Genomic DNA, 251 nt, shown 5'->3' on the forward strand with positions numbered 1-251 from the left:
CGTCGCACTTCCCGAGTCCGGATTGTTGACCGTCAGTGTCAGCTGGCCATCTGTCAGCGCCAGCTTCACGGCGCGGCCGCGCTCTGAAGAGATGGTCGACACACGGTCGACGGCCCGCGCGAAGGTCTGGCAATCGACGCGCATTTCCTTGTCGTTGCCGGTGGGGATGACGCGCTGATAATCGGGGAAAGTGCCGTCGATCAGCTTCGAGGTCAAAACGACCGAGCCGATGGTCAGGCGGATTTTCGCAT

Annotated in this window: 1 pseudogene; it reads right to left on the reverse strand. The window is 61.8% G+C overall.

Going from position 1 to position 251, the window contains the following annotated elements:
• Positions 1–251: pseudogene (locus tag SB816_RS33660) on the reverse strand (DNA polymerase III subunit beta); the annotation flags it as partial.

The organism is Achromobacter sp. SIMBA_011 (assembly GCF_046535435.1).
GTDB classification, from domain to species: domain Bacteria; phylum Pseudomonadota; class Gammaproteobacteria; order Burkholderiales; family Burkholderiaceae_B; genus Achromobacter; species Achromobacter dolens.